This window comes from Pedobacter sp. NJ-S-72 (assembly GCF_053890575.1).
On the sequence record NZ_CM132681.1, the window covers coordinates 4,096,187 to 4,118,957 of the forward strand.

The following is a 22,771-nucleotide window of genomic DNA, read 5'->3' on the forward strand; positions in this document are numbered from 1 at the left end:
CGCAGTTAACTGATCAGCGATACTCAGATTCTGACATTTAGCAGTACCTGAAACTGGTTCACCCTTGCACCAGAATCATGTGTACCAGGAATGGATATTTGTGCGATGCTGGTCGTATCAGGTAAAAAGCTCATCCAGTTACTCAGCGTGTAATTCAACAAAGCAGTCTGCTTTGTTATTGAACTTTCCTTTTTCGATTCAGGAACACTGCCCTGAATGTCTTGTTTCTTACATGCGGTGAAGACGAGGACACCAAAAGTCATGAAGATTAATTGTAGTTTTCTACTGTTCATAATAAATTGTTTTTCCGGTTAGATTGTTATGCAAATACGATTTTTCTTTCGTCATTGCGTAATGCTAAACTAGCGCGGAATTGTTAATTTATTACTTGTGTCAGATTAAGTTTAAAAACTAAAAAGGGTAACCCGCCTCCGGATTACCCTAATTAACTAACTTATTAAAATAAAAAAACTGGCTGTTGGGGAAGGAGTCGAACCTTCAAGGGGAAGTTAGCCGCAGTTCAAAAAATTAATTTGTGGTCAACCCATAAACTGTGTTATCCCATGATCCCCACCACCGAGACAAGAAGGTGTGTCTGCCAATTTCACCACCCAACATTAAATAAAGAACAATCATTCTTTGGCTGTAGGGGAAGGAGTCGAACCTTCAAGGAGTGGTTAGCCTTTACAGGTTTTCCATATTCTCCACCACCGAGACAAGGAGGTGCGTCTGCCAGTTCCACCACCCTACAGAGTATAAGCAATTATTAAAATGAACGTTTTTTTGTTACTTGCTTGATACAAATGTAATGATAGACTGCATACGTTGCAAATATTTTAATGATTTAATTTCATTATTATGATTATTGTAATTATATTAGATCATCATTAAAATTAATTGAAATCATGCTCAAAAAAGAAAGCCAAAATTTAGAAATTGATAACCTCGATATTGACATTTTAAAGCAACTGATGCAGGATGCGACCAAACCCTACACAGAAATAGCAAAAGATTTGATCGTTTCGGGCGGTACAATTCACGTTCGAATGAAAAAACTACAGGAAATGGGGATTATAAAAGGATCTCATTTAATCATAGATCCTCAGAAAGCAGGATATGACATCTGTGCTTTTCTTGGTATATACCTTGAAAAAGGGATACAATATAAAGATGCTGTTGAACAGCTCAGCAGAATTAAAGAAGTTGTAGAGCTGCATTATACTACGGGCGCTTACAGTATGTTCGCTAAAATTATTTGCAGAGATACAAATCATTTACGTCATGTTTTAAACGAAGAAATCCAGGCAGTGGCAGGGATACAACGAACAGAGACTTTGATCTCTCTTGAAGAAAGCATCAGAAGACAAATAGAATTGGGTTAGAAATTTCTACCCTGATTTAATTCAAATATTACGTGCGCTGAGAGGCGTTAACAGGTAAGTCACAATCATTTAATAGACAATCATAATTAAGCTCTTATAAGGGCTATAAATACTTATTGATTGTATTTGTGATCTTATAAATAAGCATTAACAATACGGGTATGGTCAGAATGGAATCAGGCGACCAGGCGTTCATTAAAAAAGGCTTTAAACAAGAAAAGCCTGTAGTTTCCTACAGGCTTTCTTTAAGATTTGGCACCGACCTACTCTCCCACGTGTTACCGCAGTACCATCGGCTCTGGTGGGCTTAACTTCTCTGTTCGGAATGGGAAGAGGTGGACACCACCGATATAGGCACCTAAATGTCTTTATCCAGCTTTTGTTATTATTACTCGATTGATATTTTATTATGGTTTGTCCTTTTCAGTTCCGGTTTTTACATTGCTGCATTATACCTTTCCATCTTTGGAATCAAACGATGACATATTATTGAAAGAAGTTAGTTATGAAGAACAAACAACAGTTTATTGCTCTTGAAAGCTTCGGATGATTAGTATTACTCGACTATGCTGTCACCAGCTTTACATCTATAACCTATCAACGTAGTAGTCTGCTACGGTCCTATATGGAATTCTCATCTCGTGGCTAGTTTCGCACTTAGATGCTTTCAGCGCTTATCTATTCCCAACGTAGCTACTCTGCAATGCCCCTGGCGGAACAACAGATTCACTAGAGGTTAGTCCAACCCGGTCCTCTCGTACTAAGGTCAGCCCCACTCAAAATTCCTACGCCCACAACAGATAGGGACCGAACTGTCTCGCGACGTTCTGAACCCAGCTCGCGTGCCACTTTAATCGGCGAACAGCCGAACCCTTGGGACCTTCTCCAGCCCCAGGATGTGACGAGCCGACATCGAGGTGCCAAACCTCCCCGTCGATATGAGCTCTTGGGGGAGATCAGCCTGTTATCCCCAGCGTACCTTTTATCCTTTGAGCGATGGCCCTTCCATGCAGAACCACCGGATCACTATATCCGTCTTTCGACCCTGCTCGGCTTGTCTGCCTCACAGTCAAGCAAGCTTATGCTATTGCACTCCTCATACGGTTACCAAGCGTATTGAGCTTACCTTTGAAAGCCTCCGTTACCTTTTTGGAGGCGACCACCCCAGTCAAACTACATCAAACAATGTCCCCCCCTGAAGGGGTTAGACACCGAATACAAAAAGGGTGGTATTTCAACGTTGACTCCACAACACCTAGCGATGCCACTTCATAGTCTCCCACCTATCCTACACATCTTGTATCCAATGTCAATGTTAAATTGTAGTGAAGGTGCATGGGGTCTTTCCGTCCCGTTGCGGGTACCCGGCGTCTTCACCGGGACCACAATTTCACCGAGCTCATGGCTGAGACAGCGCCCAGATCGTTACACCATTCGTGCAGGTCGGAACTTACCCGACAAGGAATTTCGCTACCTTAGGACCGTTATAGTTACGGCCGCCGTTTACTGGGGCTTCGATTCAATGCTTCTCCTTACAGATGACATCCCCTCTTAACCTTCCAGCACCGGGCAGGTGTCAGGCCTTATACTTCATCTTTCGATTTTGCAAAGCCATGTGTTTTTGTTAAACAGTCGCCTGGGCCTTTTCACTGCGGCTGACATTGCTGTCAGCGCCCCTTCTCCCGAAGTTACAGGGCCATTTTGCCGAGTTCCTTAGCCATGATTCACTCGAGCACCTTAGAATTCTCTTCCCGGATACCTGTGTCGGTTTGCGGTACGGGTTTTTATAACCTGAAGCTTAGCGGTTTTTCTTGGAAGTCTGATTACCTGCGCTATCCACTTACCCGAAGGCTTGCGGTACTATCGACCTTTAGCTAGAGTGGCGGATTTGCCTACCTCTCCAATACCTACAGTCTTTAACGATCTATTCCGTCAGATCGCGGCAGTGTCACTACTCCGTCCCCACATCGCAGTTATAAAAAGTACTGGAATATTAACCAGTTGTCCATCGAATTTCCCCTTCGGGTTCTCCTTAGGCCCCGACTAACCCTGATCCGATTAGCGTTGATCAGGAAACCTTATCCTTTCGGTGGGCAGGTTTCTCGCCTGCCTTATCGTTACTTATGCCTACATTTGCTTTTCCAGAAGCTCCACCACAACTTACGTCATAACTTCGCTGCCGCTGGAATGCTCCCCTACCGTAATAAATTCATATTACCCATAGCTTCGGTGTACTACTTTATGCCCGTTTATTATCCATGCACGATCGCTCGACTAGTGAGCTGTTACGCACTCTTTAAATGAATGGCTGCTTCCAAGCCAACATCCTAGCTGTCTAGGCAATCGCACCTCGTTAGTTCAACTTAGTAGTAACTTGGGGACCTTAGCTGATGGTCTGGGTTCTTTCCCTCTCGGCCCGTGACCTTAGCACCCCGGGCCTCACTGCAGTGTATATTTAATAGCATTCGGAGTTTGTCTGGATTTGGTAGGATTTGACTCCCCCCCCGCACCCAATCAGTAGCTCTACCTCTATTAAACTTTACCACCACGCTGTTCCTAAAAACATTTCGGGGAGTACGAGCTATTTCCCAGTTTGATTAGCCTTTCACCCCTACCCACAGATCATCCGGAAACTTTTCAACGTTTATCGGTTCGGTCCTCCAGTACGTGTTACCGCACCTTCAACCTGTCCATGGGTAGATCACAAGGTTTCGCGTCTACCTCCCCTGACTATACGCCCTATTCAGACTCGCTTTCGCTTCGGCTGCGTGTCTTAAACACTTAACCTTGCCAGAGAAGAGTAACTCGTAGGCTCATTATGCAAAAGGCACGCCGTCACGCCACCTGGACGCTCCGACCGCTTGTAAGTACACAGTTTCAGGTTCTATTTCACTCCCCTGTTCGGGGTTCTTTTCACCTTTCCCTCACGGTACTGGTTCACTATCGGTCTCTCAGGAGTATTTAGCCTTACCGGATGGTGCCGGCAGATTCCCACAAGGCGTCTCCGACCTCGCGGTACTCAGGATACTACTAGACTAATGTTACTTACGTGTACGCGGCTCTCACGCTATCTTGCCAGGCTTCCCATCCTGTTCCACTTCATTTCATTAATGCCATATTGTAGTCCTACAACCCCAGCTATGCCGTAACATATCTGGTTTGGGCTCTTTCCCGTTCGCTCGCCACTACTTAGGAAATCATTATTATTTTCTCTTCCTCTGCTTACTTAGATGTTTCAGTTCGGCAGGTTTGCGCATCGTAATGCGACTAGTCTTCAACTAGCCAGGTTTCCCCATTCGGAAATCTCCGGATTAATTCATATTTGCTAATCCCCGGAGCTTATCGCAGCTTATCACGTCCTTCATCGCCTCTGAGAGCCAAGGCATCCCCTGTGTACTCTTTCTTACTTTCTTCTCTCCATAGCCTTTTGCGCCTATGGAAATGCTTTTTTTGATGGTTATTAACCCTTTCGTTAGCTCATGTGCAAGCACATTCACTTCCTCAAAGCTAACAACGTCTCTATTGTTGTTTGCTCTTCTTTATTAACTTCTTCCAATATGTCAAAGAACTTTATTGTCCCAGATACCCAGTATTGCTACTTCGTACCCTATTTCTCGTGTCTTTTATCTTAAACACGGGCCAATTGTGGAGAATAACGGAGTCGAACCGTTGACCTCCTGCGTGCAAGGCAGGCGCTCTAGCCAGCTGAGCTAATCCCCCTTAGAATATATAATGTAGTCCCGAGCAGATTTGAACTGCTGACCCCTACATTATCAGTGTAGTGCTCTAACCAACTGAGCTACGGGACTATTTACTTTGGTCTGGTTTTGTTGTTGAGGTGTCTCAGCACAATTCCTTTTCCTCGGTCAATACCTTCTTTCAGTAGGTGAACAACACTAATTTTGATGTTTCATCCTATGGGTTTTCTTTTGAGATTTTATTGTCATTTACTATATATACTAAAAGACCTCTCTTTCGAGTCCTTGTTAGTATATCATTTACGCAGCGAGTAATCTTTCTTTCTCCAGAAAGGAGGTATTCCAGCCGCACCTTCCGGTACGGCTACCTTGTTACGACTTAGCCCCAGTTATCGGTTTTACCCTAGGACGCTCCTTGCGGTTACATACTTTAGGTACCCCCAACTTCCATGGCTTGACGGGCGGTGTGTACAAGGCCGGGGAACGTATTCACCGTATCATTGCTGATATACGATTACTAGCGAATCCAACTTCAAGAGGTCGAGTTGCAGACCTCTATCCGAACTGTGAATGGCTTTTGGAGATTTGCTTGCTGTTACCAGCTTGCTGCCCTCTGTACCATCCATTGTAGCACGTGTGTAGCCCCGGACGTAAGGGCCATGATGACTTGACGTCGTCCCCTCCTTCCTCTCTGTTTGCACAGGCAGTCTGTTTAGAGTCCCCACCATAACGTGCTGGCAACTAAACATAGGGGTTGCGCTCGTTGCGGGACTTAACCCAACACCTCACGGCACGAGCTGACGACAGCCATGCAGCACCTAGTTTCGTGTCCTTGCGGACTCATCTATCTCTAAATGATTCACTAACTTTCAAGCCCGGGTAAGGTTCCTCGCGTATCATCGAATTAAACCACATGCTCCTCCGCTTGTGCGGGCCCCCGTCAATTCCTTTGAGTTTCAATCTTGCGACCGTACTCCCCAGGTGGAATACTTAACGCTTTCGCTTAGCCGCTAACTGTGTATCGCTAACAGCGAGTATTCATCGTTTAGGGCGTGGACTACCAGGGTATCTAATCCTGTTTGATCCCCACGCTTTCGTGCCTCAGCGTCAATAAAATCATAGTAAGCTGCCTTCGCAATCGGTGTTCTGTGACATATCTATGCATTTCACCGCTACTTGTCACATTCCGCCTACCTCTAATTCATTCAAGCTCTTCAGTATCAAGGGCACTGCGATGGTTGAGCCACCGTCTTTCACCCCTGACTTAAAAAGCCGCCTACGCACCCTTTAAACCCAATAAATCCGGATAACGCTTGGATCCTCCGTATTACCGCGGCTGCTGGCACGGAGTTAGCCGATCCTTATTCCTTCGGTACATTCAGCTACTTACACGTAAGTAGGTTTATTCCCGAATAAAAGCAGTTTACGACCCAGAGGGCTGTCTTCCTGCACGCGGCATGGCTGGTTCAGAGTTGCCTCCATTGACCAATATTCCTTACTGCTGCCTCCCGTAGGAGTCTGGTCCGTGTCTCAGTACCAGTGTGGGGGGTCATCCTCTCAGATCCCCTAGACATCGTGGTCTTGGTGGGCCGTTACCCCGCCAACTAACTAATGTCACGCATGCCCATCTTAATCCTATAAATATTTGATCATTGTACAATGCTGTACTGTGATTTTATGCGGTGTTAATCCGAATTTCTTCGGGCTATCCCCCTGATTAAGGTAGGTTGCATACGCGTTACGCACCCGTGCGCCACTTTCCTCCTTAGCAAGCTAAAGAGTATCGTTCGACTTGCATGTATTAGGCCTGCCGCTAGCGTTCATCCTGAGCCAGGATCAAACTCTCCATTGTAAAATGTTGTTGTTTGAACACTGACCATTCTTAACTTGTATTAATAATAGTCTTATTCTTATTTGTCTGTCAGAATAGACTTAAAAAACTCGCGCGGTTCATGTACTTTGAACTTGTACGTGTTTACCTCGCTACGTTTGTAAATGACATCTCTTTAATGAACTTATCGACTTAACCTCACGGCAGTCTATATATTTTCCAATGATTACTCTCCTTTATTCAGGTCTTAATGTTCCTGATTATTTTCCAGCTCTCATCGTTTCAATCTTGTTATTGTTGCCCTATCAACATCCGTTGTAAAGCTTCCCGTTTTTGTTGGGACTGCAAAGGTAGAAATCTTTTTCGTTTTGGCAAGCTTTTTATTTTTTATTTTTAGAAGTTTTTTATCCCTTCCTAAAATGCTTACTAACACTCCTACTTTACATCCTTTCAATCTTCCTTTTCACTCTTTCCCTTCCTCCGAAGCGGGATGCAAATGTAGGAAAATTATGCCACCCACCAAACAATAACACACTATTACTTGTATACAATCCATAACTCCATGGTTTACAACACTAAAAACTTTAAAATAAATAATCAGGACGATAGATTCAACAGCTTTTTAGCCTTTAGCCCCACTAAAATGCATCCCCTCTGCCAACACTAAATACATGAATTATGCCCATTCCCTGCATAAAACCATGTTTTTACGCGAAGTTATCCATAAAGCATCCAGCATAAAAAAACAAAAAGTAATAAAAGATATCGTAGGAATAAGTTGATAAAGTATAAAACTTATTAAAAGGCTCGATCAAATCACCCATATTATTAAAAAACAATCTGGTATCAATAATAATGATCGAATGGTAGATTATTCAGGAAGTGTTTTAAGCAACCCTTTAGCCGGAACGGATGTAGGATTACCATTCTTATCACCGACAACGAGATTTTCATTATTTAAGGCGGCTTCCTCAACCAAGTTGCGCAAGGCCTTTTTAAGTCCAATCATTACCTTATCGGTAAACGTGCCACCCTGATCAGGTCTTTCCATAATTTTGCTGTTTAATGATGGTATACCAAAGCTCGCTATTAAAAATTGTTTTTCCAAAGCCATCATACTTTGCAATTACTTCAGGTGCCAGGTCCATATTATTATTGACAAGCGTCCATTCGTCACATACCGGCATATAGAGATTGTATAAATTATAAATACCTCTGTAATATCTCCGTTCTATGACATCCGCAGGAATATGATGACCTCCATTACTCACTCGTTTCGCCACACGCTCTACAGTTAAATTTGGAAAGCTTAACCAAAAATATAACAGACTGACCTGGTAACCCATCAGCTGAGCCTGCTTAACCATGGAAACATAGCTTTTACTAGCTAATGTCGTTTCAAAAGCAAAATCAACCTGGGCAGTCATCAATTCACGAATACGGTTAAGCATAATCCTCCCGGATCCAAAAGCTACACTTTCAGGATTAAAAGGAGACAAGCCACGCGCGATATCATCTGCATTAACAAATTCCATACAGTTTAGAATTTCCGGCAGGATTGTATTGCTGGCAGTAGTCTTACCCGCACCATTGCACCCGGATATGATATAGAGATTGGACAAGGGATCCCACCTTTCTATCAAAGAACCGAATAGATAGACAATATCAGTTCTATCAAAAATGCAAACCGCATTTATGCCCGCACATTGAGAATAGATTGTTTCATCAGATTAAAGATAGAAATTATCTTTCTCAAAGTTCAGGAAATATTGAGGAGGTCAGAATGGAATCAGGCGACCAGGCGTTCATTAAAAAAGGCTTTAAACAAGAAAAGCCTGTAGTTTCCTACAGGCTTTCTTTAAGATTTGGCACCGACCTACTCTCCCACGTGTTACCGCAGTACCATCGGCTCTGGTGGGCTTAACTTCTCTGTTCGGAATGGGAAGAGGTGGACACCACCGATATAGGCACCTAAATGTCTTTATCCAGCTTTTGTTATTATTACTCGATTGATATTTTATTATGGTTTGTCCTTTTCAGTTCCGGTTTTTACATTGCTGCATTATACCTTTCCATCTTTGGAATCAAACGATGACATATTATTGAAAGAAGTTAGTTATGAAGAACAAACAACAGTTTATTGCTCTTGAAAGCTTCGGATGATTAGTATTTTATTACTCGACTATGCTGTCACCAGCTTTACATCTATAACCTATCAACGTAGTAGTCTGCTACGGTCCTATATGGAATTCTCATCTCGTGGCTAGTTTCGCACTTAGATGCTTTCAGCGCTTATCTATTCCCAACGTAGCTACTCTGCAATGCCCCTGGCGGAACAACAGATTCACTAGAGGTTAGTCCAACCCGGTCCTCTCGTACTAAGGTCAGCCCCACTCAAAATTCCTACGCCCACAACAGATAGGGACCGAACTGTCTCGCGACGTTCTGAACCCAGCTCGCGTGCCACTTTAATCGGCGAACAGCCGAACCCTTGGGACCTTCTCCAGCCCCAGGATGTGACGAGCCGACATCGAGGTGCCAAACCTCCCCGTCGATATGAGCTCTTGGGGGAGATCAGCCTGTTATCCCCAGCGTACCTTTTATCCTTTGAGCGATGGCCCTTCCATGCAGAACCACCGGATCACTATATCCGTCTTTCGACCCTGCTCGGCTTGTCTGCCTCACAGTCAAGCAAGCTTATGCTATTGCACTCCTCATACGGTTACCAAGCGTATTGAGCTTACCTTTGAAAGCCTCCGTTACCTTTTTGGAGGCGACCACCCCAGTCAAACTACCCATCAAACAATGTCCCCCCCTGAAGGGGTTAGACACCGAATACAAAAAGGGTGGTATTTCAACGTTGACTCCACAACACCTAGCGATGCCACTTCATAGTCTCCCACCTATCCTACACATCTTGTATCCAATGTCAATGTTAAATTGTAGTGAAGGTGCATGGGGTCTTTCCGTCCCGTTGCGGGTACCCGGCGTCTTCACCGGGACCACAATTTCACCGAGCTCATGGCTGAGACAGCGCCCAGATCGTTACACCATTCGTGCAGGTCGGAACTTACCCGACAAGGAATTTCGCTACCTTAGGACCGTTATAGTTACGGCCGCCGTTTACTGGGGCTTCGATTCAATGCTTCTCCTTACAGATGACATCCCCTCTTAACCTTCCAGCACCGGGCAGGTGTCAGGCCTTATACTTCATCTTTCGATTTTGCAAAGCCATGTGTTTTTGTTAAACAGTCGCCTGGGCCTTTTCACTGCGGCTGACATTGCTGTCAGCGCCCCTTCTCCCGAAGTTACAGGGCCATTTTGCCGAGTTCCTTAGCCATGATTCACTCGAGCACCTTAGAATTCTCTTCCCGGATACCTGTGTCGGTTTGCGGTACGGGTTTTTATAACCTGAAGCTTAGCGGTTTTTCTTGGAAGTCTGATTACCTGCGCTATCCACTTACCCGAAGGCTTGCGGTACTATCGACCTTTAGCTAGAGTGGCGGATTTGCCTACCTCTCCAATACCTACAGTCTTTAACGATCTATTCCGTCAGATCGCGGCAGTGTCACTACTCCGTCCCCACATCGCAGTTATAAAAAGTACTGGAATATTAACCAGTTGTCCATCGAATTTCCCCTTCGGGTTCTCCTTAGGCCGACTAACCCTGATCCGATTAGCGTTGATCAGGAAACCTTATCCTTTCGGTGGGCAGGTTTCTCGCCTGCCTTATCGTTACTTATGCCTACATTTGCTTTTCCAGAAGCTCCACCACAACTTACGTCATAACTTCGCTGCCGCTGGAATGCTCCCCTACCGTAATAAATTCATATTACCCATAGCTTCGGTGTACTACTTTATGCCCGTTTATTATCCATGCACGATCGCTCGACTAGTGAGCTGTTACGCACTCTTTAAATGAATGGCTGCTTCCAAGCCAACATCCTAGCTGTCTAGGCAATCGCACCTCGTTAGTTCAACTTAGTAGTAACTTGGGGACCTTAGCTGATGGTCTGGGTTCTTTCCCTCTCGGCCCGTGACCTTAGCACCCCGGGCCTCACTGCAGTGTATATTTAATAGCATTCGGAGTTTGTCTGGATTTGGTAGGATTTGACTCCCCCGCACCCAATCAGTAGCTCTACCTCTATTAAACTTTACCACCACGCTGTTCCTAAAAACATTTCGGGGAGTACGAGCTATTTCCCAGTTTGATTAGCCTTTCACCCCTACCCACAGATCATCCGGAAACTTTTCAACGTTTATCGGTTCGGTCCTCCAGTACGTGTTACCGCACCTTCAACCTGTCCATGGGTAGATCACAAGGTTTCGCGTCTACCTCCCCTGACTATACGCCCTATTCAGACTCGCTTTCGCTTCGGCTGCGTGTCTTAAACACTTAACCTTGCCAGAGAAGAGTAACTCGTAGGCTCATTATGCAAAAGGCACGCCGTCACGCCACCTGGACGCTCCGACCGCTTGTAAGTACACAGTTTCAGGTTCTATTTCACTCCCCTGTTCGGGGTTCTTTTCACCTTTCCCTCACGGTACTGGTTCACTATCGGTCTCTCAGGAGTATTTAGCCTTACCGGATGGTGCCGGCAGATTCCCACAAGGCGTCTCCGACCTCGCGGTACTCAGGATACTACTAGACTAATGTTTTACGTGTACGCGGCTCTCACGCTATCTTGCCAGGCTTCCCATCCTGTTCCACTTCATTTCATTAATGCCATATTGTAGTCCTACAACCCCAGCTATGCCGTAACATATCTGGTTTGGGCTCTTTCCCGTTCGCTCGCCACTACTTAGGAAATCATTATTATTTTCTCTTCCTCTGCTTACTTAGATGTTTCAGTTCGGCAGGTTTGCGCATCGTAATGCGACTAGTCTTCAACTAGCCAGGTTTCCCCATTCGGAAATCTCCGGATTAATTCATATTTGCTAATCCCCGGAGCTTATCGCAGCTTATCACGTCCTTCATCGCCTCTGAGAGCCAAGGCATCCCCTGTGTACTCTTTCTTACTTTCTTCTCTCCATAGCCTTTTGCGCCTATGGAAATGCTTTTTTTGATGGTTATTAACCCTTTCGTTAGCTCATGTGCAAGCACATTCACTTCCTCAAAGCTAACAACGTCTCTATTGTTGTTTGCTCTTCTTTATTAACTTCTTCAATATCCAATATGTCAAAGAACTTTATTGTCCCAGATACCCAGTATTGCTACTTCGTACCCTATTTCTCGTGTCTTTTATCTTAAACACGGGCCAATTGTGGAGAATAACGGAGTCGAACCGTTGACCTCCTGCGTGCAAGGCAGGCGCTCTAGCCAGCTGAGCTAATCCCCCTTAGAATATATAATGTAGTCCCGAGCAGATTTGAACTGCTGACCCCTACATTATCAGTGTAGTGCTCTAACCAACTGAGCTACGGGACTATTTACTTTGGTCTGGTTTTGTTGTTGAGGTGTCTCAGCACAATTCCTTTTCCTCGGTCAATACCTTCTTTCAGTAGGTGAACAACACTAATTTTGATGTTTCATCCTATGGGTTTTCTTTTGAGATTTTATTGTCATTTACTATATATACTAAAAGACCTCTCTTTCGAGTCCTTGTTAGTATATCATTTACGCAGCGAGTAATCTTTCTTTCTCCAGAAAGGAGGTATTCCAGCCGCACCTTCCGGTACGGCTACCTTGTTACGACTTAGCCCCAGTTATCGGTTTTACCCTAGGACGCTCCTTGCGGTTACATACTTTAGGTACCCCCAACTTCCATGGCTTGACGGGCGGTGTGTACAAGGCCCGGGAACGTATTCACCGTATCATTGCTGATATACGATTACTAGCGAATCCAACTTCAAGAGGTCGAGTTGCAGACCTCTATCCGAACTGTGAATGGCTTTTGGAGATTTGCTTGCTGTTACCAGCTTGCTGCCCTCTGTACCATCCATTGTAGCACGTGTGTAGCCCCGGACGTAAGGGCCATGATGACTTGACGTCGTCCCCTCCTTCCTCTCTGTTTGCACAGGCAGTCTGTTTAGAGTCCCCACCTTAACGTGCTGGCAACTAAACATAGGGGTTGCGCTCGTTGCGGGACTTAACCCAACACCTCACGGCACGAGCTGACGACAGCCATGCAGCACCTAGTTTCGTGTCCTTGCGGACTCATCATCTCTAAATGATTCACTAACTTTCAAGCCCGGGTAAGGTTCCTCGCGTATCATCGAATTAAACCACATGCTCCTCCGCTTGTGCGGGCCCCCGTCAATTCCTTTGAGTTTCAATCTTGCGACCGTACTCCCCAGGTGGAATACTTAACGCTTTCGCTTAGCCGCTAACTGTGTATCGCTAACAGCGAGTATTCATCGTTTAGGGCGTGGACTACCAGGGTATCTAATCCTGTTTGATCCCCACGCTTTCGTGCCTCAGCGTCAATAAAATCATAGTAAGCTGCCTTCGCAATCGGTGTTCTGTGACATATCTATGCATTTCACCGCTACTTGTCACATTCCGCCTACCTCTAATTCATTCAAGCTCTTCAGTATCAAGGGCACTGCGATGGTTGAGCCACCGTCTTTCACCCCTGACTTAAAAAGCCGCCTACGCACCCTTTAAACCCAATAAATCCGGATAACGCTTGGATCCTCCGTATTACCGCGGCTGCTGGCACGGAGTTAGCCGATCCTTATTCCTTCGGTACATTCAGCTACTTACACGTAAGTAGGTTTATTCCCGAATAAAAGCAGTTTACGACCCAGAGGGCTGTCTTCCTGCACGCGGCATGGCTGGTTCAGAGTTGCCTCCATTGACCAATATTCCTTACTGCTGCCTCCCGTAGGAGTCTGGTCCGTGTCTCAGTACCAGTGTGGGGGGTCATCCTCTCAGATCCCCTAGACATCGTGGTCTTGGTGGGCCGTTACCCCGCCAACTAACTAATGTCACGCATGCCCATCTTAATCCTATAAATATTTGATCATTGTACAATGCTGTACTGTGATTTTATGCGGTGTTAATCCGAATTTCTTCGGGCTATCCCCCTGATTAAGGTAGGTTGCATACGCGTTACGCACCCGTGCGCCACTTTCCTCCTTAGCAAGCTAAAGAGTATCGTTCGACTTGCATGTATTAGGCCTGCCGCTAGCGTTCATCCTGAGCCAGGATCAAACTCTCCATTGTAAAAAATGTTGTTGTTTGAACACTGACCATTCTTAACTTGTATTAATAATAGTCTTATTCTTATTTGTCTGTCAGAATAGACTTAAAAAACTCGCGCGGTTCATGTACTTTGAACTTGTACGTGTTTACCTCGCTACGTTTGTAAATGACATCTCTTTAATGAACTTATCGACTTAACCTCACGGCAGTCTATATATTTTCCAATGATTACTCTCCTTTATTCAGGTCTTAATGTTCCTGATTATTTTCCAGCTCTCATCGTTTCAATCTTGTTATTGTTGCCCTATCAACATCCGTTGTAAAGCTTCCCGTTTTTGTTGGGACTGCAAAGGTAGAAATCTTTTTCGTTTTGGCAAGCTTTTTATTTTTTATTTTTAGAAGTTTTTTATCCCTTCCTAAAATGCTTACTAACACTCCTACTTTACATCCTTTCAATCTTCCTTTTCACTCTTTCCCTTCCTCCGAAGCGGGATGCAAATGTAGGAAAATTATGCACCCACCAAACAATAACACACTATTACTTGTATACAATCCATAACTCCATGGTTTACAACACTAAAAACTTTATTCCAATTACTGAAAGCTCGGATACACATCAACTTTTCTTCATGTAGCTCAGAAAATTCTTGCCCTAAGCTAACCAAAACACATAATTTATACCGAATACCACTTTGGTAATCATTTCTGAATTCTCAATAACATCAAACAAACCTTAGGTAATACAATCCAAAAGGTCAAGAAACGCCTGATAAAGGTCAGAAACAAGGAATCAACTCTATACCAGCTCACCTTGATACGGGTTTGATACGGGTCTGATACGGGTCTGAAACGCCTTGACCCGTATCAAACCCGTATCAAACCCGTATCAGACCCGCTTCAGACTGAGCCACAATACAGCGACAATACTGCTACTACGTTGCCTTGAATACTCCTCAACCCATTATCAAACTATGACTAACCCCATTTTTGAGCTGTATCTCATATATATATATATACATATGTTAGTCCCAGCCCCCATCCTGCCTTCAAAACAATACAGATTCATTGATGAAACTCAACCTATATTCAAACAGGAAAAATAAATTTGGCGCAATCAATTTTCTTATTATACCTTTGTACCAATTCCTTATGGTTTAATCATTTTAAAATCAGGAATCATGACAGAACACAATTACATATCGCCCCTATCGCTCATTGCCTAAATCAGGCTGACGTTTATTCCTATAATTAATATTTTCCGGAATGATACACGTGACTATCAAAAATAGTCAACGCAATTCGTCTGCCTCAGGTTAAGGTATTTCATCGAAATTCTAGAGGGGAGCTATCCTTTAACAGGATCAATTTGAATTTCACCTCTGTATTAACAGGAAAATTCATATCAATATCAGGCCGTTCAATCAGGAATTCTTATTCCACGATTTCCGGCAACAAGCAACAATTTTAAACGCAATGAGCAATTTAAGAACAAAAGAACTCAGTAAAATGGGCTATACTAATGATAAAGCAAGAAGTCTGGTCATTAATACCATGTCCAAACACTACAAACATCATTCAATAGCCGACATTACTGAACTATTAACCCATATTATAAATAACCCGGAAAGCTATCTTGACCATGAACACCTGGGCAAGATAGCTGAAACACTTACAGGAAAGACCAAATCACGTGATTTTGAAGCATTCTCACTTTTAACACAACCTGGCCCCTATAAAGTTTACGGTACTAAAGAAATCGATACCGGTGCTAAAAAACAGATGGAATTGGCTATGTCACTTCCTATAGCTATACAAGGAGCATTAATGCCAGATGCACATACCGGCTATGGTCTCCCAATTGGAGGCGTAATAGCTACTGATAACGCCATTATCCCTTATGCAGTTGGTGTAGATATAGGCTGCAGGATGTCACTTTCGATCATAGATGAAAGCGCCAGCTTCTTTATGCGCTATAGTCATCAGATCAAACTGGCACTTAAAAATCATACTCATTTTGGAATGGATGGAAGGATCATTGGACATCCAGCCTTATCATGAAATTCTGGATAGCCCGGTTTTTAACCAAACAGAATTTTTAAGACGCCTGCAGGGAAAAGCAGCCAGACAGCTCGGTACGTCAGGCAGTGGAAATCACTTTGTCGAATTCGGAGAAATTGAATTATTTGAGAATAATTCAATGAAACTACCTGCAAAGAAATACATGGCCTTACTCTCTCACTCTGGCAGCAGAGGTCTGGGAGCCAATATTGCAGGCCACTACACGCAAATTGCAGTAGAAAAATGCAGGCTCCCAAGAGAAGTGCAAAAGCTCGCATGGCTGGATTTAACAACAGAAGCCGGGCAAGAATACTGGATCAGTATGAATCTGGCCGGAGCATATGCTAAAGCATGTCATGATACCATACATCAGACACTACTGAAATCTCTTGGTCTGCAAACTTTAGTCAACATTGAAAATCACCACAACTTCGCCTGGAAAGAAAAACTGGTGAACGGGAACGAAATGATGATTGTTCATCGCAAAGGAGCAACACCTGCACATGAAGGAGAAATGGGAATTATTCCCGGGAGTATGACTACGCCGGCTTACCTGGTTTCAGGAAAAGGAGCTGAGTTATCACTCAATTCGGCATCACATGGTGCTGGCAGAGCGATGAGCAGGACAAAAGCGAAACAGAACATGACAGCTTCAGCCTTTAAAAAACTGCTGAACAATGCAGGAGTAACTTTAATTGGTGGAAGCGTTGAAGAAAGTCCTATAGCTTATAAAGACATAGAAAGAGTCATAGCAGCACAAAAAGACCTCATTGAGGTACAAGGTAAGTTTTTACCAAAAATAGTTAGAATGAATAGAGACTAATGAAAAGCATTATTATACAAATCACCTCAGGACAAGGTCCTGAGGAATGCTGCAGAGTAGTAGCAAAAGTGCAGGAAATGCTTATTAAACAAGCAAAACAATTGAATATACAGATCGAAGTCCTTGAAAACACTAAAGGAGACCTCAACGGAACAACGGAACCTTACGTTCTGCTGTTTTACTGGCAAAGGCCGAAGACCTGTCTGATTTTATCAAAGAATGGCATGGATCAGTTTTATGGATTGCACAAAGCCCATACCGCCGGTTCCATAAACGCAAAAACTGGTATGTTGGCGTAGGAATCTTCGAAAGTCAGGAAAAATTGAGATGGAACCCTAAAGAAGTAACCATTGAAACACTCAGGGCTTCCGGACCAGGCGGACAGAACGTAAATAAAGTAGAAAGCGCAGTAAGGGCGACACATAAACCTTCAGGTTTACAAGTATTAGCGATGGATACCCGTTCACAGCTCCAAAACAAGAAGCTTTGCCTCGAAAGGCTGGAAAACAAAGTTATTGCATGGCAAACAACACAATTGGTTGATGAACAACAAGTGCAATGGCAAAATCATGCAGCCTTATCAAGAGGAAATCCCGTTAAAACGATAACAGCTAGTTTATAATTACAGCAGGGTTGTACAAACACAGCCCTGCTAAATTTCAGCAACCTTATGCTGCTTTCTATACTCACCAGGTGTTGTACCTCTATATTTTTTAAAAATCCTGGATAGATGGCTTTCATCAGTGAAATTCATCTCTTGCACAATCTCCTTTACCCGCATATTACTATATAAAAGACGCGTCTCTACCAATTTCAGTTTATAATTTATAATGTACTCCTGGATACTTTCGCCAGTACGCTTCTTAAAGTATTCACCCATGTAATTTACCGAAAGATGAAATTCATTTGCTATAACCTGCATTTTTAGACTTTCTGGTTCGTATATATGCTGCTGTAAATAAGCTATTATCTTCATAACGGCAGATTCATTACCACTCTCCAATCTTTCATCAGGCTCGGTACGGATAATATTCCTGGCAATCAAATTAATCAGGATAGAAACTGACTGGCGTATAATCGCTAAAGAACCAATTCCCTTATGGAGATGTTCCCTTACAATTCCTTCCATCAGTGTCAGTCCAAACAATTCGTCTTGCTCATTTCTGAACAGACAACCTGCTTTAGCATGATAATTATGAAATATATACCCGATCTTTTTCATCCAGTCACAATAATCCAGCTGACTGGCTTCGGCCTGAAGTTTAAAAAATGAAACCTCCGAAAATCGGATATGGACAAAACGGGCAGGACTTTCAATCGTAAAAGAGTGCCAGTCGTCAGGAGTTAAAAAGAATATTTTCCCATTATTATACGCGTAACTATTTCCATTTACGGCATGACTCCCATTCCCCTGTTGAACATAAAGCAATTCAAAATGATTCAACTGCTCCGGTTTGGTAATACCTGGCATTCTCTCCAGAATAGAAATTTCGAATAATTCTCTGATATCTTTCATAACCATCCTCCAAAGATACAAGACAAGCCTCTTAAAATACAATTCAACTCTCCCTCTGAGCAGCGTCCTTTGCAATACAAAAAATCAATTTATGCAGAAAGTCGTTCCAGATTCATTATCAGCTCATAAAAAACCTTTACAATAAGAGATGGCTTGCCTTAATTGTCCTGTTGATGGGTGCATTTTTATCTCCGTTAGACTTTTTCATAGTGAACGTAGCCTTGCCAGTAATCAAAGAAGGTTTACAGGCCACCGCAAGTCAGCTACAGTTTGTAATCATTTCTTATGGTGCAACTTATGCCGTTCTGGTTGTAACCGGTGGCAGACTGGGAGATATCTATGGCAGAAAACGCGTGTTTATTATCGGAATGATCTTATTTACCCTTTCTTCCGCTGTTTGCGGTTTCGCTCCGAATATCCTGGTATTAATCAGTGCACGTATCGTACAAGGACTGGCCGCAGCAGTACTTGCACCACAGGTTTTATCCTCTATCCGTATTATTTTCCCGGTAAAAGAGCAGCCTAAAGCAATGGGCTTCTTTGGGGCTACTTTTGGTCTTGCTTCAATTGCCGGTCAGCTCTTAGGTGGAATACTGATCAAAGTTCATCCCTTTGGGTTCACCTGGGAATCAGTTTTTATGATATGATCAATATACCTCTTGGACTCCTCACAATTATAATGGCATTTTTTATTTTACCAGAGAACAAGCCTGCAAAAAAGCCCAAACTGGATATTCCGGGTATCCTATTTCTTTCCCTTGCATTGTTTTTAATCATCTATCCTTTAATCAAAGGGAGAGAAGAAGGCTGGCCATTATGGATATTCATTTGTTTCGCTTCCGCGATCCCAGTTTTAATTGCCTTTATTAAAATAGAAAAGTATACCGTTTCCAAAGGCAGAGACCCGTTGATAGACCTCAATATGTTTCGTGACCAGCATTTTGTAACCGGAGCAATTATCATTTTCTTTTTCAACTGTACAGCCGCCTTTTTTATGGTTTATCCATATTATTTACAAAATGGATTGCGTTGGGATGTACTTTCGGCCGGATTAGCTGTACTCCCCTATGCAGCCGGATTCTTTATTGGCCCGTTAACCAGTGCAATCCTGACAAGGAAGCTTGGATCAGCAGTTGTTCTACTTGCTTTAGGGCTGCTTGTGACAGGTTATGGATTGGTTATTCTTTCTGTTATCCTATACAATACACCAGGATTACTATTATATGCCGGCTTAATGATTGCCGGTATGGGACATGGTATTGTACTGCCAGCCCTGGTCCGTATCACTCTTGCACCTGTTAGCACTGAAAAAGCAGGGATGGCAGCTGGTATAATCAGTACAGCAATACAGATGGGCAGTGCGATAGGCGTAGCCATTATTGGAACAATATTCTTTTCACTATTAAACATTGATCCTGCTGATCATACTTTTAAGACAGCATTTGCAATTTCCATAGGCTGTCTGCTCTGCATTTTCATCATCGCATTCTTTCTCACCATCAGATTAAACAAATTACCGGTAAAAAAAAATAAATATGAATATTACACATACTGCACAACAACAGGTTCACGATTTCAACACCGCAATCACCGCGTGGTTCAAAGGAGAAACAACTATTGAAAATATAAATGAGATATTAGGAAGGCTGCACAAAGATTTTATCATGGTTGCCCCGGATGGTTCTGTTAAAAATTACGATGATCTGGCGGCATGGTTACCGACAGTATTCGGGGCTAAACCAGGATTCTATGCAACAGCAGATCAGTTCATCGTGAGTTATACAGCCGATAACATGGCAATCATTGTATACCATGAAACGCAAAAAACCCCATCAGTAACAAACAACCGCAGATCTAGTGCATTATTTATTGCTGATGAGGAAGGGAAAATAACCTGGCGTCACTTACAGGAAACCTGGATAGTTATTTAAATTTATTTTTCAAAGCTTCCAGCTTCGTTTGCAAATCGCCTTCTGGCTGTGCTTTTACCTGCTGAGGCCTTGGCCTGTTATTTTGAGGTCTGTTACCAGCATCACCCTTGTTATTCTCAGGTTTTCTGTTGGCAACGGGCCTTTCTGTTTTAGCACGTGCAGCCGGTTTAGGTGCATTTTCACTTTTCATAGACAAAGAAATACGTTTTTGACTACGTCAATCTCTTTCACCGTCACTTCTACCTTTTGACTAACTTTTACAATATCATTAGGGTTAGCTACAAATTTATCCGCAAGCTGACTTGTATGCACTAAACCATCCTGATGCACACCTATATCTACAAAAGCACCGAAATTGGTAATATTGGTTACAATACCTGACAATTTCATCCCTACTTTTAAATCATTGATTTCATTTACACCATCTGTAAAACTGAACGCTTCAAAGGCCTCCCTTGGATCTCTTCCTGGTTTAGCCAGCTCACTCATAATATCATTTAATGTAGGTAAACCTACATTTTCACTAATATATTGCTGTAACTTAATCTGTTTTTGAAGTTTTATGTCTTTTAAAAGATCATCTACAGAATGTCCTAAATCTTTTGCCATCTGACTGACCAGTGCATAACGCTCCGGGTGTACACCACTGGCATCCAATACATGAACCGCATCTCCGATTCTTAAGAAACCAGCCGCCTGCTCATAAAGCTTTTATCACCTAACCTCGGAACTTTCTTTAAACTTTCACGGTTTTTGAAGGCACCATGTTCATTCCTATAGGTCACGATATTTTGTGCAAGCTGTGGCCCCAGACCTGAAACGTAAGCTAAAACTTGTTTAGAAGCCGTATTTAATTCTACACCAACCGCATTCACACAGCTCATTACCGTATCATCCAGCGATTGCTGAAGTTTAGTCTGATCTACATCATGCTGATATTGTCCAACACCAATAGATTTAGGATCGATTTTAACCAGTTCAGCCAAAGGATCCATTAACCTGCGGCCAATAGAAACAGCTCCGCGAACCGTAATATCCTGAGTTGGGAATTCTTCACGGGCTACTTCTGATGCAGAATAAATAGATGCGCCGTTTTCATTCACCATCACGATCAGAACACCTGTCAGGCTCAGACCTCTGATAAAAGTTTCCGTTTCTCTACCAGCTGTACCATTTCCAATAGCAATAGCTTCAACTTCATGTTTCATGTTTAGCACATAACTTTTGGATAGCATCCGCCGCATTTTTTATATTTCCTTGTCCGGTATGCGGATAGATTGTTGTATTCTCTAATAATTTACCCTGTCTGTCCAGACATACTACCTTACATCCTGTACGGAAACCCGGATCAACTGCCAGAACATTTTTCTGTCCCATTGGTGCAGCAAGCAATAATTGTCTTGCATTTTCAGCAAATACACGAATTGCTTCTTCGTCTGCTTTTTGTTTAGCCAGCAGGCGAAGTTCTGTTTCCATCGCTGGTCCCAGCAAACGTTTATAACAATCATGCAAAGCCAGCTCTACTTGTTTAGAAGCAGCACTGTTGCCCTGAATGATCTGTCTTTCTAAAATTTCGATCGCTCCATCCTCTTCAGGCATAGCCTCTAATTTCAGTATAGATTCATTTTCTCCACGTCTCATGGCTAAAACACGGTGAGAAGGCGCAGATTTCACTGCTTCTTCCCATTCGAAATAGTCTTTGTATTTAATAATCCCTTCTTCTTCCTTACCTTTGACTACTGTAGACTTCAACACAGCTTTTTGTTGGAAATACTTACGCATATCAGTGCGGACTTCAGCATTTTCATTAATCATTTCGGCAATAATATCTCTTGCACCAGCTAATGCTTCTTCTGTATTCGTGACACCAAGCTCCGTATTCAGATATTTAGCTGCTTCTTCATCTGGATTTAATTTGCCCTGTTCAAAAATCAAAATTGCCAAAGGCTCTAACCCTTTGCGCCTTGCCTCCGAAGCTCTTGTTTTCCTTTTTGGTTTGTAAGGAAGATAAATATCTTCAATAGTTGTGATGTTTTCAGCCGCATTAATCTGAGCTTCAAGCTCTGGCGTTAGTTTACCCAGTGTGGTCAGCGCTTTCAGAATAGCTTCACGTCTTTTGTCAAGTTCACGCAATTGCTGGAAACGGTCACGAACCGCAGCAACCTGTACCTCATCTAAACTTCCGGTAACCTCTTTACGGTAACGGGAAATAAAAGGTACTGTCGCTCCTTCTTCATCTAATAATTCAATAGTTGCAATAACCTGTTTTTCTGAGACTGCTAATTCTGCAGCAATAATCTTTGAGTGATTATTCATGTTAAAATATTGGGTGAGGTTTATGAAACGGCTTATAAATGTAAAACGGTTTCTGTGAATTTAAATTTC

The 22,771-nt window shown here is 43.1% G+C and carries 12 protein-coding genes, 6 tRNA genes, 6 rRNA genes and 1 pseudogene; 8 read left to right on the plus strand and 17 right to left on the minus strand.

Annotation, left to right across the window (positions count from 1 at the left end):
• Positions 1–23: 23 nt before the first annotated feature.
• The 3 genes from ACWYN3_RS27160 to ACWYN3_RS27170 form a co-directional block, all read right to left on the minus strand.
• Entirely contained in the window at positions 24–293 is a 270-nt protein-coding gene (locus tag ACWYN3_RS27160; protein WP_456217158.1) for a hypothetical protein, read from the minus strand.
• Positions 294–472: 179 nt separating this feature from the next.
• Positions 473–617 (minus strand) — tRNA-Asp (locus ACWYN3_RS27165).
• A gap of 23 nt (positions 618–640) precedes the next feature.
• A tRNA-Asp gene (locus tag ACWYN3_RS27170) sits at positions 641–751 on the minus strand.
• A gap of 154 nt (positions 752–905) precedes the next feature.
• Between ACWYN3_RS27170 and ACWYN3_RS27175 the strand changes: the two genes are divergently transcribed.
• On the plus strand, positions 906–1,382 hold the full coding sequence (locus ACWYN3_RS27175; protein WP_041883359.1) for an Lrp/AsnC ligand binding domain-containing protein: 477 nt from the start codon (positions 906–908) through the stop codon (positions 1,380–1,382).
• A 250-nt stretch (positions 1,383–1,632) separates the two neighbouring features.
• Here ACWYN3_RS27175 and rrf (ACWYN3_RS27180) read toward each other — a convergent pair.
• The 12 genes from rrf (ACWYN3_RS27180) to ACWYN3_RS27235 form a co-directional block, all read right to left on the minus strand.
• A 5S ribosomal RNA gene (rrf, locus tag ACWYN3_RS27180) occupies positions 1,633–1,744 on the minus strand.
• Positions 1,745–1,913: 169 nt separating this feature from the next.
• Positions 1,914–4,795, minus strand: a 23S ribosomal RNA gene (locus tag ACWYN3_RS27185).
• 233 nt (positions 4,796–5,028) lie between these two features.
• Positions 5,029–5,102, minus strand: a tRNA-Ala gene (locus ACWYN3_RS27190).
• Positions 5,103–5,117: 15 nt separating this feature from the next.
• Positions 5,118–5,191 (minus strand) — tRNA-Ile (locus ACWYN3_RS27195).
• A gap of 219 nt (positions 5,192–5,410) precedes the next feature.
• Positions 5,411–6,932 (minus strand): 16S ribosomal RNA (locus tag ACWYN3_RS27200).
• 850 nt (positions 6,933–7,782) lie between these two features.
• Positions 7,783–7,962: a hypothetical protein gene (locus ACWYN3_RS27205; protein WP_456217159.1), complete on the minus strand. Its 180-nt coding sequence runs from the start codon at positions 7,960–7,962 to the stop codon at positions 7,783–7,785.
• On the minus strand, positions 7,949–8,554 hold the full coding sequence (locus ACWYN3_RS27210; protein ID WP_456217160.1) for a zeta toxin family protein: 606 nt from the start codon (positions 8,552–8,554) through the stop codon (positions 7,949–7,951). The genes ACWYN3_RS27205 and ACWYN3_RS27210 overlap by 14 nt, the downstream gene beginning before the upstream one ends.
• A 220-nt stretch (positions 8,555–8,774) precedes the next feature.
• Positions 8,775–8,886, minus strand: a 5S ribosomal RNA gene (rrf, locus tag ACWYN3_RS27215).
• A 169-nt stretch (positions 8,887–9,055) separates the two neighbouring features.
• Positions 9,056–11,937, minus strand: a 23S ribosomal RNA gene (locus tag ACWYN3_RS27220).
• 239 nt (positions 11,938–12,176) lie between these two features.
• Positions 12,177–12,250, minus strand: a tRNA-Ala gene (locus ACWYN3_RS27225).
• A gap of 15 nt (positions 12,251–12,265) precedes the next feature.
• A tRNA-Ile gene (locus tag ACWYN3_RS27230) sits at positions 12,266–12,339 on the minus strand.
• 219 nt (positions 12,340–12,558) lie between these two features.
• Positions 12,559–14,079, minus strand: a 16S ribosomal RNA gene (locus ACWYN3_RS27235).
• The 16S, 23S and 5S rRNA genes sit together here with 4 tRNA genes alongside, the layout of an rRNA operon.
• Before the next feature lie 1,452 nt (positions 14,080–15,531).
• Between ACWYN3_RS27235 and ACWYN3_RS27240 the strand changes: the two genes are divergently transcribed.
• Genes ACWYN3_RS27240 through ACWYN3_RS27255 form a run of 4 tightly spaced genes read left to right on the plus strand, consistent with a single transcriptional unit; the run spans position 15,532 to position 17,561 of the window.
• Positions 15,532–16,116 (plus strand): RtcB family protein, encoded by a 585-nt coding sequence (locus ACWYN3_RS27240; RefSeq protein WP_456217161.1) that lies wholly within the window; start codon positions 15,532–15,534, stop codon positions 16,114–16,116.
• Complete coding sequence (locus ACWYN3_RS27245; RefSeq protein ID WP_456223167.1) at positions 16,082–16,939, plus strand: RtcB family protein; 858 nt, start codon at positions 16,082–16,084, stop codon at positions 16,937–16,939. Before ACWYN3_RS27240 ends, ACWYN3_RS27245 begins: the two co-directional genes overlap by 35 nt.
• Positions 16,939–17,238 (plus strand): hypothetical protein, encoded by a 300-nt coding sequence (locus ACWYN3_RS27250; RefSeq protein WP_456217162.1) that lies wholly within the window; start codon positions 16,939–16,941, stop codon positions 17,236–17,238. The genes ACWYN3_RS27245 and ACWYN3_RS27250 overlap by 1 nt, the downstream gene beginning before the upstream one ends.
• A complete protein-coding gene (locus ACWYN3_RS27255) occupies positions 17,139–17,561 on the plus strand; it encodes a peptide chain release factor-like protein (protein WP_456223168.1) in 423 nt (140 codons plus the stop codon). Before ACWYN3_RS27250 ends, ACWYN3_RS27255 begins: the two co-directional genes overlap by 100 nt.
• A gap of 30 nt (positions 17,562–17,591) precedes the next feature.
• Here ACWYN3_RS27255 and ACWYN3_RS27260 read toward each other — a convergent pair whose 3' ends face one another.
• Entirely contained in the window at positions 17,592–18,455 is an 864-nt protein-coding gene (locus ACWYN3_RS27260) for an AraC family transcriptional regulator (protein WP_456217163.1), read from the minus strand.
• A 173-nt stretch (positions 18,456–18,628) separates the two neighbouring features.
• On the opposite strand from ACWYN3_RS27260, the gene ACWYN3_RS27265 reads away from it, so the two are divergent.
• Genes ACWYN3_RS27265 through ACWYN3_RS27275 form a run of 3 tightly spaced genes read left to right on the plus strand, consistent with a single transcriptional unit; the run spans position 18,629 to position 20,386 of the window.
• Positions 18,629–19,102, plus strand: a complete 474-nt coding sequence (locus tag ACWYN3_RS27265; protein WP_456217164.1) for an MFS transporter — start codon at positions 18,629–18,631, stop codon at positions 19,100–19,102.
• A 32-nt stretch (positions 19,103–19,134) separates the two neighbouring features.
• On the plus strand, positions 19,135–20,076 hold the full coding sequence (locus ACWYN3_RS27270) for an MFS transporter (protein WP_456217165.1): 942 nt from the start codon (positions 19,135–19,137) through the stop codon (positions 20,074–20,076).
• The gene (locus ACWYN3_RS27275; protein WP_456217166.1) at positions 19,991–20,386 is read left to right on the plus strand and encodes a hypothetical protein; all 396 of its coding nucleotides are present in this window, start codon (positions 19,991–19,993) and stop codon (positions 20,384–20,386) included. The genes ACWYN3_RS27270 and ACWYN3_RS27275 overlap by 86 nt, the downstream gene beginning before the upstream one ends.
• On the opposite strand, the pseudogene ACWYN3_RS27280 reads toward ACWYN3_RS27275, so the two are convergent.
• Positions 20,379–22,702, minus strand: a pseudogene (locus tag ACWYN3_RS27280) (Tex family protein). The gene ACWYN3_RS27275 and the pseudogene ACWYN3_RS27280 sit on opposite strands and share 8 nt — an antisense overlap.
• Positions 22,703–22,771 lie beyond the last annotated feature (69 nt).

Bases quoted from the DNA above. Each gene is read 5' to 3' on its own strand.
- ACWYN3_RS27175 (WP_041883359.1), top strand. From the start codon at position 906: ATGCTCAAAAAAGAAAGCCAAAATTTAGAAATTGATAACCTCGATATT.
- ACWYN3_RS27240 (WP_456217161.1), top strand. From the start codon at position 15,532: ATGAGCAATTTAAGAACAAAAGAACTCAGTAAAATGGGCTATACTAAT.
- ACWYN3_RS27160 (WP_456217158.1), bottom strand. From the start codon at position 293: ATGAACAGTAGAAAACTACAATTAATCTTCATGACTTTTGGTGTCCTC.
- ACWYN3_RS27205 (WP_456217159.1), bottom strand. From the start codon at position 7,962: ATGGAAAGACCTGATCAGGGTGGCACGTTTACCGATAAGGTAATGATT.
- ACWYN3_RS27265 (WP_456217164.1), top strand. From the start codon at position 18,629: ATGGGTGCATTTTTATCTCCGTTAGACTTTTTCATAGTGAACGTAGCC.
- ACWYN3_RS27270 (WP_456217165.1), top strand. From the start codon at position 19,135: ATGGCATTTTTTATTTTACCAGAGAACAAGCCTGCAAAAAAGCCCAAA.
- ACWYN3_RS27260 (WP_456217163.1), bottom strand. From the start codon at position 18,455: ATGAAAGATATCAGAGAATTATTCGAAATTTCTATTCTGGAGAGAATG.
- ACWYN3_RS27245 (WP_456223167.1), top strand. From the start codon at position 16,082: ATGGAAGGATCATTGGACATCCAGCCTTATCATGAAATTCTGGATAGC.
- ACWYN3_RS27275 (WP_456217166.1), top strand. From the start codon at position 19,991: ATGAATATTACACATACTGCACAACAACAGGTTCACGATTTCAACACC.
- ACWYN3_RS27250 (WP_456217162.1), top strand. From the start codon at position 16,939: ATGAAAAGCATTATTATACAAATCACCTCAGGACAAGGTCCTGAGGAA.